Consider the following 13,949-nt stretch of genomic DNA (forward strand, 5'->3'; position numbering starts at 1 on the left):
CATGAAGCAATTACTAAAGCAAATATTAGTCAGCAAGCTTCTATTTTTGGCGGTATTCGGAGTGCTTTTTCTTCAGCAAACTTCAGCACAGGAAATTTCATCTTCTGTAGATACCACCCAAATAAAAATAGGTGAGCAGATTCACTACAAAATAAAAGTAGAAGCAGATACCACTTCCATCATTGTATTTCCAGAAGGACAAACATTTATGCCTCTGGAAATGGTAGAAGCTTATAAAATAGACACCACCAAACTTAAAGCGGGTAAAAATTGGCAGTTAAGCAGAGAATATGCTTTAACCCAATGGGATTCGGGAGCCTATACTATTCCTAGGCAGAAAATTCTAGTGAATAACCAACCCTTTTTTACCGATTCCGTAAAAGTAGAAGTGGCTACTGTTGCCGTAGATACTACGAAGCAAGAAATTTTTCCCATCAAGCCTACCATAGAAATTGAAAAACCTATGCAATTTCCCTTATGGATAGTATGGTTGCTAATAGGCTTATTGGTGATAGCAGGAATTGTGTTTTTGATTATCAAACTTCGGAAACGAAAATTGGAAAAAGAAAAACAACTGCCACCTTACGAGCAAGCAATACAAACGCTTCATAAGTTAGATGAAAGTAAGACCTTGGAGCATGGGGAAATGAAAGCTTACTATTCAACTCTAACCACTGCCATAAAAAGGTATATTGATGAAGAAATTGACGAGCGAGCATTAGAGAGTACTACCGATGAGTTAATCACAAGGTTAAATAGATTAAAGGAAAATCAAAAGATTTACCTTGATCAAAAAGTGATTGATGAATTAGCTGAAATTCTAAGAAGGGCAGATTTAATAAAGTTTGCCGGTGGAGGGATGGATAAACTTACCGCTAAAAATGATCGGAAGCTTATAGAAGAAGACATTAATAGTATTAAAGAATCGAAACCTGAGCCTACCGAAGAAGAGCGTTTACAAGACGAAGCTTATCGAGAAGAAAAACGCCAAAAGAAAAAGAAAAGGACAATTATTTTTTCTATTGTGGGAGGAGTTTTTCTACTTCTTGCAGTGATCGTAGGTTTTGTAGCTGTAAAAGGTTATAATACTGTAAAAGATCAGGTTTTTGGTACCCCTACCAAAGAATTATTGAAAGGCGAATGGGTCACTAGTGAATACGGTAATCCGTCCATTAAGGTTTCAACCCCGGAAGTTTTAAGAAGAACTTCAGATTCACTTAGTTTACCGGCTCAAAGCAAAGCTGCAAAACCAGAAATGTTTAGTTATGGAGCTTTAATGGGTAATTTTCATATCACGATAACTACGGTTCCTTTTCCTCCTAATACTAAATTTGATTTTGATAAAGCCGTAGATGGGATTTATAATCAAATGGAAAAAAATGGTGCCCGTAATATTTTAATGAAAGATCAAAAATTTACGATTCCTTCAGGACAGGAAGGTGTAAAAGTTTTTGGAAGTGCGGTTTATAAAAATCCGTTGACACAAAAAGATGAAGAAAAAAGTTATACAATTCTCAACTTGTTTGAAAAAGGAGGATTGGAGCAGGTTACCATCATTTATAATAAAAATGATGAATATGCTGAAGAAATTGCGAATAGGGTAATTAATTCTGTTGAATTTAATAGCGAAAATTAATGTTCGATTTTAATATTAATAACATCACTTTTGAAAATCCACAATGGTTTTGGCTGTTTTTGCTTTTCCCAGTTCTTATTGCTTGGTATATATGGAAGAGAAATAAGCAAACTCCAGAAGTAAAAATATCCAGTATTAAAGGTTTTAAGGTAAAACAAGATTTATTGCCTAAGTTAAGACCTGTTTTGCTATTCCTTCGTTTGTTATGCTTAGCATTACTCATTACGGCAATGTCAAGACCAAGAACGGTAGATGTAACCTCAAGGACAAAAAAAACACAGGGGATAGATATTGTTATGGCGATAGATGTTTCGCCAAGTATGTTAGCGAGGGATTTAAAGCCTAACCGTTTGGAAGCTTTAAAAAAAGTAGCTTCAGATTTTATTAACGACCGTCCCAACGATCGTATTGGTTTAGTAGTCTATTCTGGGGAAAGTTTTACCAAAACCCCAATTACCAGTGACAAAAGTATCGTTCAGAGTGCCTTACGTGATGTTAAGTATAGCGATTTATTAGAAAACGGAACAGCTATTGGGATGGGGTTGGCTACCTCCGTTAATCGTTTAAAAGAAAGTAAAGCCAAGAGTAAAGTGATTATTTTACTTTCAGATGGGGTAAACAATGCCGGATTTATTGACCCGAAAATCGCTACCGAATTAGCCGAAGAATATAATATTAAAGTCTATACCATTGGTCTTGGCTCAAACGGAACGGCAATGGGACCTATTGGAATATCCCCTAACGGACAATTGAGATACGGTCCTACAAAGGTGCAAATAGACGAAGACTTATTAAAACAAATTGCCAACCAGACTGGAGGAAAATACTTCCGAGCTACGAATAATGAAAAGCTGGAAGCAATTTATAAAGAGATCAATAAATTAGAAAAAACCGAAGTAGAAGAATCTAAGTTTTATAATTACGAAGAGAAATACAGACCCTTGGTAATTTTAGCTGGAATTCTATTTCTATTGGAAATTTTATTAAGAAACACTGTATTTAGAAGCTTTGTATAAATGGTAGTATTAGAAGAAAAAATATTCTTTTGGCTGTTACTGGCAATACCAGTGGTTTTGCTGTTGTATTTTCTAAATATTCTTTGGAAACGAAGAACACAGAAAAAATTTGCTACCGCTGTATCGTTAGAACGTTTAAGTCCGAATAAATCTAAGTTTAAACCGGTTTTAAAAGTGATTTTGTGGAGTTTAGCTATTGCCTTTTTAACCATGGCGATGGTCAACCCTAAAATTGGTTCTAAGATGGAAACCGTTAAACGGGAAGGGATTGATATTGTTTTTGCAATAGACGTTAGTAAAAGTATGCTAGCCGAAGATATTGCACCCAATCGTTTAGAAAAGTCGAAACAATTGGTCACTCAAATCATTAACAATTTAACCAGTGACCGTATTGGGATAATTGCTTATGCGGGATCAGCATTTCCGCAGTTACCCATCACTACAGATTACGGTTCAGCTAAACTGTTTCTACAAGCCATGAATACCGATATGGTTTCAAGTCAAGGAACGGCCATTAATGAAGCTATTGAATTGGCGCAAACCTATTACAATGATGAATCTGAAACCAACCGTGTATTGTTTCTTATTAGTGATGGAGAAGATCACGGAGGTGATATTGCCGATATTGCTGAACAAGCCGCAGAAAAAGGCATTCGTATTTTTACCATTGGTGTAGGAACTGCTAAAGGCGGGCCTATTCCTATCAAGAGAAATAATGTTATTCAATCTTATAAAAAAGACCGAAATGGTGAAACTGTAATTACGCGTTTAGATGAAGCGACCTTAAAACAAATTTCAGATGAAACTAATGGTGAATACATTGACGGTACAAATACCAAGGAGGTAATAGATAAGGTGAACGATATTTTGGCAAATATTGAAAAAACCGAATTCGAGAGTAAACAATTTGCAGATTATAAAGATCAGTTTCAATGGTTTTTAGGTTTTGGCATACTTTTTATAGTATTAGATGTGTTTGTTTTAGAAAGGAAAACGGCTTGGATTACACGCCTTAACCTGTTTAATGAAAAGAAAGAAGATGAAATGTAAGCTTATTATATTTTTACTTATTGGTTTGACAGCTTTTCAGCTTCAGGCACAAGATAAAAAAGAAGAAAAAAGAAAGCGAGAAGCTAAGTTTCTTGCTGCTGAAGCTCAAGAAGACTTGGCAGAAAATAACTTTATTGATGCCGAGGCCAACTACCGAAAAGCAATCTCTAGGGATCCCGATAATGCTGAATTGAAGTATAATCTGGGAACCGTTTATTTTAACAAAGAAAAAAATCAGGAAGCTTTTTCCCGATTGAACCAATCTGTCAAAATAGCAGAAAGTAAAGCTTTAAAACACAGAGCTTATCACAATCAAGGAAATACTTTTATGAAAGAAGAAAAGTATGAAGAGGCCGTACAAGCATATAAAAATGCTTTGCGCAATGACCCAACTGATGATGAAACCCGTTATAATCTGGCTGTAGCCAAAGAAAAGGCGAAGAAAAAACAGCAAGATCAAGAGAAGCAAAAAGATAAGGATAAAGAAGATAATAAAGAAAAAGACAAGAACAACGAAGGAAATCAGGACGGGGAAGACCAGAATAAAGAAAACAAAAATCAAGATAACCAAGGAGAAGAAGGCAAGAAGGAAGAAGATAAAGAAAAGGAGAACCAACAGCAGAAAAAAGAAGGCGAAGGCGACCAAAAGAAAGAGCAACAGCAACAGCAAGACAGTGGAGAAAAAGGTGATGAAAAGAGTGAGCAGCCGCAACCGCAAGAAGGTAAAATGTCTCCGCAGCAAATAAAGAACTTGCTGGAAGCGATGGAAAATCAAGAAAAAGAAGTTCAAGATAAAATCAATGCTCAAAGAGTTAAAGGGCAACGAAGTAATACAGATAAAGATTGGTAATGAAGCTGAAACAAATTTTATTCATACTTACATTATTTGTTTCCTTTACAGGATTGGCACAAGTAGAATTTGAAGCCAAAGCCAGTAGAGAAAAACTAGGCGTGAACGAGCGTTTGCGTATAGATTTTACAATGAATCAAGATGGGGATAATTTTAATCCCCCAGATTTTCGTGGATTCGAAGTAATCGGTGGCCCCAATCAATCTATCAGTCAGAGTTTTGTGAATGGAAAACGTTCCTTTCAGAAAAAGTACAGTTACTATTTACAACCTAACGGAAGAGGAAAATTTACCATTGGTCAGGCAACGATTGAAATAGAAGGGCAAACCTACAAAACCCCTCCTATTGATGTGGAAGTTACTGCAGCGGTAGATAAACCCACAGATGGTAGCAATGCTGAAATTATTGCGGCAGATAATATTCATCTTGTGGTAAATGTATCTAATAGAAATCCATATTTAAACGAAGGAATTTCCATAGAATACAGATTGTATTTCAGTCAAGAAATAAATGTTCGTCAATGGTATCCTAAAGACGTTCCTCAATATACCGATTTTTGGAGTCAAGATATCAATATATCTCAGTATAGTGTAAAGGAAGATCTGTATAAAGGCGATCCGTATCAATACGTGACCGTTAAGAAAACCGTATTGTATCCGCAGAAGACAGGAGAGTTAAAAATAGATCCCTTGACTTTTACGGTTCCTGTAAATGTCCCTTCAGACCGTCGTGATATTTTTGGAAGAAGGTTGTACGAAACAGTAGAAAGAACCGTAGCATCTCCAAGCACTACAATTAACGTAAAAGCATTGCCTACCAAAGGCAAACCGGCTAATTTTACAGGAGCAGTAGGAAGTTTTGATTTTAAAGTAACCAGTAGTAAAGACCAGTTAAATGCTAATGAATCTTTACAGGTGAAACTTCAAGTAAACGGAAATGGTAATTTAAAACTTTTTCAACTTCCGAAGTTAAATTTACCTTCTTCTTTGGAAGTTTATGAACCGGAACATCAAGAAAATGTAAATACCAATATGAATGGGATGTACGGGAATATTTCAGATAGTTATACCGTAGTTCCACAATCTAAAGGGAAATACCCTATTAATCCCGTAAGTTTCTCTTATTTCGATCCTAGAAGCGAAACTTATAAAACTTTGACCTCCAAAGAAATATTGATTAATGTAGAAAATGGTCCGGCAAGGGTAAATGCACCAGTTGCTACTACAGATTCTAACCATATTGCAAAACTACCGGTTGCTTCTGCGGGAAAACAATTTAGGTATATAGATTTAAAACCAAATTTAAAACCTAAAAATAGCGGTGAGTTTTTTAAAAGCGCAGGATTTTGGACTGCTTTGGTCGCTCCATTGTTGTTAATTCCTATTGGAATAGTTACCGGAAGAAGACGTGAAAACTCGATGAGTGATGTAGAAGGAAAACGTTCTAAAAAGGCAGATAAACTCGCAAGAAAATATTTATCTGAAGCAAGGAAAAACTTGGGAGACCAAAAGCAATTTTATGAGTCTTTAGAACGGGCCTTGCACAATTATTTAAAAGCGAAACTTTCTATCCAAACCGGTGAAATGAGTAAAGAAAAAATAAAAACATTACTCGCCCAAAAAGGAGTGGGAGAGGAAACTGTAAATGATTTTATTGGGATTTTAGAAAGTTGTGAATTTGCCCGTTACACCCCAACTTCCAATGTGGCAATGCAGCAAGATTACGATAAAGCCAAAAAAACAATTTCAGAATTAGATAAGCAGTTGTAAGATGAAAAAGTTATTGATTGTTTTTTTATTAGTAAGTGATTGTCTTTTTGCTCAAGATAATAAAAGTTTGTTTCAGCAAGCTTCACAGGACTATGCCAATGGAAATTATGAAGCCGCGATTAATAAATATGAATCTATTTTAAAAAGCGGTGAAGTTTCGGCAAGTCTGTATTATAATTTAGGAAATGCACATTATAAGTTAGACCATATTGCACCAAGTATTTATAATTACGAAAAGGCTTTACAATTAGACCCTGGTTACAAAGATGCCGAAAATAACTTGGCCTTTGCACAAAATATGACCTTAGACGCTATAGATGATTTGCCTAAAAGCAGTCTTTCTAAAATTTTTAATGGTATTATTTCTAAGCTTAGTTTTAATGGCTGGGCGTGGTTAGCGGTGGTTTTTTCTATTGTTTTAAGTGTTTGTTTCTTATTGTATTACCTTTCTGCTTCCGTGCTTAAAAAACGAATTTTCTTTACCGGATTTGTAGTGGGGATTATAGTGATGATAGCTTCTGTAAGTTTTGCCTATATGCAATATGGAATTCAGCAAAGTAAGAAATATGCGATAGTTTTTGCTGAAGAATCTACTGTACGTTCAGAGCCCAATCCACAATCGTCCAATGCTTTCTTACTTCATGAAGGGACAAAAATTAAAATTCTTGATAATTTCAACGGGTTTTATAAAATTGAACTGGCCGATGGAAGACAAGGTTGGGTAAAGGAAAATGATTTAAAAACGCTTTAATTTATAATTTTCATTATCTTAGTGTCGGTTAAATCTCAATCCTTTGAAGTTACTGGCATTTACATTTCTTTTATTATTTGTTACTTTTTTGGTGACCCCAACGGTAATTACACTAATTAAGCAAGATGCCGATATATCTTGTGCTTTTAGTTATAATGAAGAAGAACAACATCGGTTATATGCTAAGAAGAGAATGGATGAGTTTCAATTCAGGATGACTTCAGACCTTGAATTGAATTCTTTTCTTTCAGAAGAAAAAACAATTCCCATTAGTGATTATTCTGTGAATTGTTTACCAGTTATTTACTATGATTTATTATCTCCACCACCAGAATTGGCTTAATTACTTTTATAGTTTTTCATAAAATTTTATTTAGAAATCTAAATAATGCTTCTCTCACAGGATATGTAGAAGAAAAGCATTGTAAACTTAATAAGTATGTTTAAGCATTTAAATAAGGATATTCCTGCAAGTGTTGTCGTATTTTTTGTGGCTTTACCACTTTGTTTAGGAATTGCTTTAGCAAGTGGAGCTCCCGCTTTTTCAGGATTAATAGCAGGGATTATAGGCGGTATTTTAGTAGGGGCTATTAGTGATTCTCAATTGGGAGTAAGTGGCCCAGCGGCAGGCTTGGCAGTAATTGTGCTGGGAGCAATCGCTACGCTAGGTTTCGAGCAGTTTTTAGTGGCAGTAGTTATTGGTGGGGTAATTCAAATTTTATTGGGTGTTCTAAAAGCTGGGGTGATTGGTTATTATTTTCCGTCATCGGTAATTAAAGGAATGTTGGCCGGTATCGGGATAATTATTTTCTTGAAACAGATTCCCCACGCCTTTGGTTACGATAAGGATTACGAAGGCGATTTAGATTTTTTTCAAGCAGATGGTGAAAATACCTTTTCAGAACTTTTCAATATGATTGACTATGTTTCGCCGGGAGCTATTATTGTAACTCTTATTTCGTTGGCCATTTTATTACTGTGGGAAAATGTACTTTCTTCAAAACATAAAATATTTACTATTATTCCCGGGCCTTTAGTTGCCGTGGTGGCTGGAGTGATTTATTATTTAGTTATGCAAGGCAGTAACTTGGCAATTGCAGAAGTTCATTTAGTAAAAGTTCCGGTACCAGAAAGTTTTAAAGATTTTACAACACAATTTACTTTTCCTGATTTCGGGGCCATTTCTAATATTCAAGTTTGGATTACTGGGATAACCATTGCTATTGTGGCCAGTTTGGAGACACTTTTATGTGTAGAAGCAGCAGATAAGTTGGATCCTCAAAAAAGGGTAACACCAACCAATCGTGAATTGCTGGCTCAAGGAACAGGGAATATAATCTCAGGTTTAATAGGAGGTTTACCTATCACCCAAGTAATTGTACGAAGTTCTGCTAATGTTCAGTCAGGTGCAAAAACAAAAATTTCAGCAATTCTACACGGTATTCTCCTATTGATTTCTGTGGTGACTATTCCGGTATTCCTAAATAAAATACCACTTGCAGTATTGGCAGCCATTCTTTTGGTTGTGGGGTATAAATTAGCAAAACCGTCACTGTTCAAGCATATGTATAGTTTAGGGAAAGCACAATTTATTCCATTTTTTATTACCATTATTGGAATTGTTTTTACCGATTTATTAATTGGGATAGGTTTAGGTTTGGCAGTAGGAATTATTACTATCTTGCTCAACAGTTATAAAAACTCACATTTTTTGCATAAAGAAGGATTTGAGACCAATGACAATAAATTTAAAATGCACTTAGCTGAAGAAGTAACTTTTTTGAATAAAGGAGCAATTAATCGAGAATTGAATAATTTGCCGAAAGGCGCTTATTTAGAACTTGATGTGACCAAAACAAAATCCTTAGATTATGATATTGTAGAGATTTTTGATGAATTTGCTATTCGGGCCAAAGAAAGAAACATAAGTATTAAATTAATTTCTGAAAGGGGAGTAGTAGAAAATCCTAATAGCTACAAAGAATTTTTTGAAAAAGAGAAAAACCAACCACTTAAAAACTAATGATCATGGGAAAAGAATTTTACAAGAAAATTCTAGATAAAAATAAAACATGGGTAGAAAGTCAATTAAAACAAGACCCTGAATTTTTTAAAAGATTAGAAAATGGCCAACAGCCTCCCCTATTATGGATTGGATGCGCTGATAGCCGTGTTCCGGCAAACGAAATTATTGGAGCACCTCCAGGAGAAGTTTTTGTACATAGGAATATTGCTAATATGGTGGTGCATACCGATATGAATATGCTTAGCGTGCTTGATTATGCCGTGAATGCGTTAAAAATCACACACATTATTGTATGTGGTCATTATGGTTGTGGTGGTGTGAAAGCAGCTATGGAAAACCAATCTATTGGGTTAATCGATAACTGGATCAGACATATTAAAGATGTTTACAAAATTCATAAACTTGAATTGGAAAATATTGAAGATAAAAAAGAACGCTGGGACAGATTTGTAGAATTAAATGTAATAGAACAGGTTTTTGATCTTGCAGAAACTTCTATTGTACAAAATGCTTGGAAAAACAACCGGGATTTAACCGTTCATGGTTGGGCTTATGGCGTGGGAACCGGTATCGTTAATGATCTTGGTGTGAATTTAAGTAATAATGAAGAATTAGATGAGGTATATAGACTCAACTTTTAAAAATGAAGGTTTTAAAATGAAAAAGAGCTGATATTTCAGCTCTTTTTCTATGAATTTAATTCTTGTTCGGTTTTATTATTTTCTTCAAATTCCTTTAAGATTGGAGGTAAAATCAATGGAGCAATTCTTTTTACGGGTTGAAATAATATCGAAGTCTTAAATTTTCCTTCTTGAATAAAAGTGATGTTTTTATTGAAACCTTCAATAAACATTAAAATGACACTTAGTACGAAGGCAAATTTAATCAGTCCAAAAACCCCTCCTAAAATTCTATTTACCATCCCCAAGGCCATTAAGCCAGCAAGCTCCGTTAGTACTTTTCCTATAAAAAAGATACAAACTGCTATAAAAAGAAACGTAATTGCAAAACCGGCAAGTTGGATGTATTTCTCGTCCCAAGAAACACTTTTTGCTAAAAAATCAATAGCAAAATAAGAGAAATGAATAGCTCCGTAGATTCCAGCAACTATTGCGACAAGAGAAGCAAGTTCTACAATGAGTCCTCGCATAGCACCACGTACAAATCCTAGGATGAGGACGACCACAATAATTACGTCGATAATATTCATTTAACAAATATAGTTAAAAATGAGAAGTTAACTATCTTTGCATCTTATGGCAAGAGATGAAGATTTAAAAAGAAAATGGGAAGACGTTCAACAAAAACTGTCTTCTCAATTTGGAGAGGGGGAAATGTTGGAATTAGATGCAATTATTTATTTAATTGGAGTGCAAGAACTAGGGCAATTACACCGACGCTTTAAAAAAGACCAAAAAGTAGATTTAATGCACATAGCCATTTGCCGCTTGTTGGAACCTTATGGGTATTATGAGTTTGATTATGTAGATGAAGATGGCTGGCCACATTATAAGATGTTGGAGCAGTTGCCTAGTTTAAAAGCGGGAGAACAATCTATTATGATGAAAGAAGCAATTGTGCAGTATTTTGTAGAAAAAGAATATATTAGCTAAATGATTTTTTTGCTTACTGCGCTTAGTTTTCCAAACGATAGCGGTCCTATTTATAAAGAAACCCTAGAAGGCAGGTTTCCGGTTGAACCTTTCAACACCCTTAGTAATTTGCTGTTTTTAGCAATTGTTTTATATTTTTCGGTCAAGGTTTATAAAAACGCTAAGCAACAAGCTTTTTTAGCTTACGCCTTACCTATTTTATTTATTGGTTTCGTGGGAGGAACAGTTTATCACGCTACTAGAAGTCACGAAATTTGGTTGCTCATGGATTGGGTTCCTATTGTAATTCTGTGCCTTTCAGCATCAATTTACTTCACCTTTAAAGACGGGGAGAATTCTTTTCAAAAATACGGGTTATTAGCCTTGGTTTTACTGTTGCTTTTTGGAGTAAAATTTATTGATTGGCCCCATAAATTAGCTACTTCCATTGGTTATATTTCTACTGCTTTAGGACTTTTGTTACCGATGTGTATTTATTTGGTTAAGACAAAATTTCTCTTCGGAAAATATATTTTGTTTGCTTTTTTATCTTTTAGCGGAGCGATTACCTTCAGGATTTTAGATAAACGTTCAGATCTTTTCGATATAGGAACGCATTGGTTGTGGCATAGTTTCGGAGCCATTTCAGTCTTCTTTTTAATGATGTATATTTATAAAGACAGGCTACGTTTATCTTCAAAAAATATAGCCAGTTAAAAAGCTTCAATTAGTTTTCTATTTTCTTAACTTTGCCGCTCTAATTGACGAACACATGATAGATAAGATTAAAAATTATATTGCTGAAGTTGAAAAGTTTAGTGCTTCTTCTCAAGAGGAAATCGAAAATTTCAGAATTAAATTTTTAGGAAAAAAAGGGATTTTAAACGAGTTTTTTGCTGAATTTAGAAATGTTCCCAATGAATCTAAAAAAGAATTTGGGCAAACCATTAATCAGCTAAAAAATGCTGCTCAGGATAAAGTTAACCAGCTAAAAGAAGATGTAGAAAGTAAGCAGGAAGAAAAAGGCGTTTATGGTGATTTAACCCGTCCAGGAGAACCTATTGAAATTGGTTCGCGCCATCCTATATCTATCGTTAAAAATCAGATGATTGAAATTTTTTCAAACATAGGTTTCAATGTTTCTGAAGGTCCGGAGATTGAAGACGATTGGCATAATTTTACCGCATTGAACCTACCGGAATATCATCCGGCACGTGATATGCAGGATACGTTTTTTATTCAAACCGATCCTGAAGAAATTTTGCTAAGAACACATACTTCTAGCGTTCAGGTAAGGTATATGGAAAACAATAAGCCGCCTATTAGAACTATTTCACCAGGTAGGGTTTTCAGAAATGAAGCTATTTCTGCACGATCACATTGTATTTTCCACCAAGTAGAAGGTCTATATATTGATAAAGGTGTTTCGTTTGCAGATTTAAAGCAAACCTTATTGTATTTCACCAAACAACTTTTTGGTAAATCTAAAATAAGACTTCGTCCTTCTTATTTTCCATTTACAGAGCCTAGTGCCGAGATTGATATTTATTGGGGATTGGAAAACGAAACCGATTACCGAATCACCAAAGGAACCGGTTGGCTAGAAATTGGAGGTTGCGGAATGGTAGATCCCAACGTCCTAAAAAATTGTAATATCGATCCAACAGAATATTCCGGTTTTGCTTTTGGAATGGGGATTGAACGTATTGCCATGTTGTTGTATCAAATTGGTGATATAAGAATGTTTTACGAGAACGATGTTCGTTTCTTGGATCAATTTAAATCAGTTTTATAATATGAAAAAGATAGGCTTCTTTGTTTTCGCAATCATTGTGATTGGTGTTATTCTTTATGTCACTTTCATTATTGCACTTTTAAAAATTACCATTGGTTTAATTTTGCTAGCAGTGGCTGTGATTTTGTTTGCGATCGCCTATCAAAAAATCAAACATCGTTTAGAAGATTAGTTTTGAAGAAAGATATTGAAATTCCTGAAGTAGAAGGTGTTCATCTCGTCGCGGTGAATCAATTTAATAAAGATCATCGTACGCACGATTGGTATGCTTACCTTATCAATGAAAATAACTATCCATTAGAGACTGTTTTAATTGTTTCTAATGGCTATGATAAGAAAGATAAAACTTCTACGATGCGCCATACTTTAAAAGTCTTAGGCGCTAAATCTTTTGCTAAAGTTGAGTATTTAGAACCTAATGTTTTAAAACTGAATAACGAATTTTCAGTAAGTTTTTTTGCTGAAGGAAAAATGCTTCATAGAAACTTCATTTTTAAAAAGAATAGCATTGCAGCATCGAATGCAAAAAAAGTTCCTCTGATGAAAGAAGAAGGGATTCTCGCAAGTTAATTATTGCTGTAGTTTTCTACTATTCATCACCACTATCGCTGCTAATATTAGGATAATACCTATCCATTGAAGAAAGATTACATTTTCATTTAATAGTAAGTAAGCAGCAGTTACAGCCACAGGTAATTCAATAGATGTTATAATTACTCCTAGGCCTACATTTATCTTTGGCATTCCCTGTGTCATTAACAGTGGAGGTAAAATGGTCCCAAAAAGCGCTAAGATTGGTCCCCATTTGGCAAATACCTCCCAGTTAAAGCTTTTATTTAGGTAAGGAATAGATATTAAAGTAACAATTACAAGTCCGCCTAGCATCATCCACTTACTTCTAGTAATAGCTGGTAAATGCTTGGCAACCGTGTTTGAAGTGTAAATAGTTACGGTATATGATAATGCTGCCAGTAAACCAAATAATATTCCGAGAGGACTAATAGTCACTTTATCAAAAAGAATATTTGTAGCCAATACAGTTCCTGTAAGGATTAGTATAACGGCCAATATTTTTAAAAAAGACGGTTTTTCTTTAGTTAAAATAGAATTGAACACAACTCCCATCCATACACTTTGCATAAGTAATACAATGCCTATTGATACTGATACGTATTGTACTGCTAAATAATAAAAAGTACTGGTTAGCCCTAGAGAAGTACCAGCAAGGATTAGGTGAAGAATATTTTTTTTTGAAGCCTTTTCAGGAGCTTTTTTCTTGGTATTTCCTTTGTAGAAAAAATTTAAAATCAACAAACAAGCAAAACCAACTAGCATTTGAGAGAAAGTAACTTCGTAAATACTGTAACCTTCACTATAAGCTAATTTTACAAAAGTGGTTAAGATGCCGTAGCTTGCCGCACCTAAACCTACCAGAATACCGCCTAATAATATTTTATTTTTCAA

Annotated in this window: 16 protein-coding genes; 14 read left to right on the plus strand and 2 right to left on the minus strand. The window is 34.7% G+C overall.

Translation table 11 applies throughout. From position 1 onward, the window contains the following. Window position 1 precedes the first annotated feature (1 nt). The 9 genes from FVB9532_RS00975 (at window position 2) to can (ending at window position 9,739) form a co-directional block, all read left to right on the plus strand. On the plus strand, window positions 2-1,636 hold the full coding sequence (locus tag FVB9532_RS00975) for a BatD family protein (protein ID WP_150543344.1): 1,635 nt from the start codon (window positions 2-4) through the stop codon (window positions 1,634-1,636). Beyond that, the gene (locus FVB9532_RS00980; protein WP_150543345.1) at window positions 1,636-2,652 is read left to right on the plus strand and encodes a vWA domain-containing protein; all 1,017 of its coding nucleotides are present in this window, start codon (window positions 1,636-1,638) and stop codon (window positions 2,650-2,652) included. Before FVB9532_RS00975 ends, FVB9532_RS00980 begins: the two co-directional genes overlap by 1 nt. After that, window positions 2,653-3,702 carry a vWA domain-containing protein gene (locus FVB9532_RS00985; protein ID WP_150543346.1) on the plus strand — a complete coding sequence of 350 codons (1,050 nt, stop codon included), beginning with the start codon at window positions 2,653-2,655 and terminating at the stop codon, window positions 3,700-3,702. It abuts the gene before it with no gap. Next, window positions 3,692-4,552 (plus strand): TPR repeat aerotolerance protein BatC, encoded by an 861-nt coding sequence (locus FVB9532_RS00990; protein WP_228482228.1) that lies wholly within the window; start codon window positions 3,692-3,694, stop codon window positions 4,550-4,552. Before FVB9532_RS00985 ends, FVB9532_RS00990 begins: the two co-directional genes overlap by 11 nt. Next, window positions 4,552-6,321, plus strand: a complete 1,770-nt coding sequence (locus tag FVB9532_RS00995; protein ID WP_150543348.1) for an aerotolerance protein BatD — start codon at window positions 4,552-4,554, stop codon at window positions 6,319-6,321. The genes FVB9532_RS00990 and FVB9532_RS00995 overlap by 1 nt, the downstream gene beginning before the upstream one ends. Before the next feature lies 1 nt (window position 6,322). After that, window positions 6,323-7,072 (plus strand): tetratricopeptide repeat protein, encoded by a 750-nt coding sequence (locus FVB9532_RS01000; protein WP_150543349.1) that lies wholly within the window; start codon window positions 6,323-6,325, stop codon window positions 7,070-7,072. Window positions 7,073-7,115: 43 nt separating this feature from the next. Continuing rightward, window positions 7,116-7,415: a hypothetical protein gene (locus FVB9532_RS01005; RefSeq protein ID WP_150543350.1), complete on the plus strand. Its 300-nt coding sequence runs from the start codon at window positions 7,116-7,118 to the stop codon at window positions 7,413-7,415. A gap of 96 nt (window positions 7,416-7,511) precedes the next feature. Further along, window positions 7,512-9,095: a SulP family inorganic anion transporter gene (locus FVB9532_RS01010; protein WP_150543351.1), complete on the plus strand. Its 1,584-nt coding sequence runs from the start codon at window positions 7,512-7,514 to the stop codon at window positions 9,093-9,095. Window positions 9,096-9,100: 5 nt separating this feature from the next. Next, a complete protein-coding gene (gene can / locus FVB9532_RS01015; protein ID WP_194716453.1) occupies window positions 9,101-9,739 on the plus strand; it encodes a carbonate dehydratase in 639 nt (212 codons plus the stop codon). 47 nt (window positions 9,740-9,786) lie between these two features. Here can and FVB9532_RS01020 read toward each other — a convergent pair whose 3' ends face one another. After that, window positions 9,787-10,308, minus strand: a complete 522-nt coding sequence (locus FVB9532_RS01020) for a CvpA family protein (protein ID WP_150543352.1) — start codon at window positions 10,306-10,308, stop codon at window positions 9,787-9,789. Window positions 10,309-10,354: 46 nt separating this feature from the next. Between FVB9532_RS01020 and FVB9532_RS01025 the strand changes: the two genes are divergently transcribed. From FVB9532_RS01025 to FVB9532_RS01040, 5 genes are read left to right on the plus strand one after another with little or no spacing between them, the layout of a single operon-like run. Further along, window positions 10,355-10,711 (plus strand): hypothetical protein, encoded by a 357-nt coding sequence (locus tag FVB9532_RS01025; protein WP_150543353.1) that lies wholly within the window; start codon window positions 10,355-10,357, stop codon window positions 10,709-10,711. Further along, a complete protein-coding gene (locus FVB9532_RS01030) occupies window positions 10,712-11,407 on the plus strand; it encodes a hypothetical protein (protein ID WP_150543354.1) in 696 nt (231 codons plus the stop codon). 55 nt (window positions 11,408-11,462) lie between these two features. Beyond that, on the plus strand, window positions 11,463-12,485 hold the full coding sequence (gene pheS, locus FVB9532_RS01035; protein ID WP_150543355.1) for a phenylalanine--tRNA ligase subunit alpha: 1,023 nt from the start codon (window positions 11,463-11,465) through the stop codon (window positions 12,483-12,485). Between the two features lies 1 nt (window position 12,486). Beyond that, the gene (locus FVB9532_RS19370) at window positions 12,487-12,657 is read left to right on the plus strand and encodes a hypothetical protein (RefSeq protein WP_194716454.1); all 171 of its coding nucleotides are present in this window, start codon (window positions 12,487-12,489) and stop codon (window positions 12,655-12,657) included. A 2-nt stretch (window positions 12,658-12,659) separates the two neighbouring features. Further along, window positions 12,660-13,055, plus strand: a complete 396-nt coding sequence (locus tag FVB9532_RS01040) for a hypothetical protein (protein ID WP_150543356.1) — start codon at window positions 12,660-12,662, stop codon at window positions 13,053-13,055. Here the strand turns inward: FVB9532_RS01040 and FVB9532_RS01045 are convergent, their stop codons facing one another. Next, window positions 13,056-13,949, minus strand: coding sequence for an EamA family transporter (locus FVB9532_RS01045; RefSeq protein ID WP_150543357.1), 894 nt, complete (start codon window positions 13,947-13,949; stop codon window positions 13,056-13,058).

Source organism: Mesonia oceanica, from assembly GCF_902499555.1.
GTDB classification, from domain to species: domain Bacteria; phylum Bacteroidota; class Bacteroidia; order Flavobacteriales; family Flavobacteriaceae; genus Mesonia; species Mesonia oceanica.

What these genes read in the sequence shown, in the direction of transcription:
- FVB9532_RS00990 (WP_228482228.1), top strand. Translation starts at nt 3,692, where the DNA reads ATGAAATGTAAGCTTATTATATTTTTACTTATTGGTTTGACAGCTTTT.
- pheS (WP_150543355.1), top strand. Translation starts at nt 11,463, where the DNA reads ATGATAGATAAGATTAAAAATTATATTGCTGAAGTTGAAAAGTTTAGT.
- FVB9532_RS19370 (WP_194716454.1), top strand. Translation starts at nt 12,487, where the DNA reads ATGAAAAAGATAGGCTTCTTTGTTTTCGCAATCATTGTGATTGGTGTT.
- FVB9532_RS00980 (WP_150543345.1), top strand. Translation starts at nt 1,636, where the DNA reads ATGTTCGATTTTAATATTAATAACATCACTTTTGAAAATCCACAATGG.
- FVB9532_RS01020 (WP_150543352.1), bottom strand. Translation starts at nt 10,308, where the DNA reads ATGAATATTATCGACGTAATTATTGTGGTCGTCCTCATCCTAGGATTT.
- FVB9532_RS00985 (WP_150543346.1), top strand. Translation starts at nt 2,653, where the DNA reads ATGGTAGTATTAGAAGAAAAAATATTCTTTTGGCTGTTACTGGCAATA.
- can (WP_194716453.1), top strand. Translation starts at nt 9,101, where the DNA reads ATGGGAAAAGAATTTTACAAGAAAATTCTAGATAAAAATAAAACATGG.
- FVB9532_RS01010 (WP_150543351.1), top strand. Translation starts at nt 7,512, where the DNA reads ATGTTTAAGCATTTAAATAAGGATATTCCTGCAAGTGTTGTCGTATTT.
- FVB9532_RS01025 (WP_150543353.1), top strand. Translation starts at nt 10,355, where the DNA reads ATGGCAAGAGATGAAGATTTAAAAAGAAAATGGGAAGACGTTCAACAA.
- FVB9532_RS01000 (WP_150543349.1), top strand. Translation starts at nt 6,323, where the DNA reads ATGAAAAAGTTATTGATTGTTTTTTTATTAGTAAGTGATTGTCTTTTT.
- FVB9532_RS00995 (WP_150543348.1), top strand. Translation starts at nt 4,552, where the DNA reads ATGAAGCTGAAACAAATTTTATTCATACTTACATTATTTGTTTCCTTT.
- FVB9532_RS00975 (WP_150543344.1), top strand. Translation starts at nt 2, where the DNA reads ATGAAGCAATTACTAAAGCAAATATTAGTCAGCAAGCTTCTATTTTTG.
- FVB9532_RS01030 (WP_150543354.1), top strand. Translation starts at nt 10,712, where the DNA reads ATGATTTTTTTGCTTACTGCGCTTAGTTTTCCAAACGATAGCGGTCCT.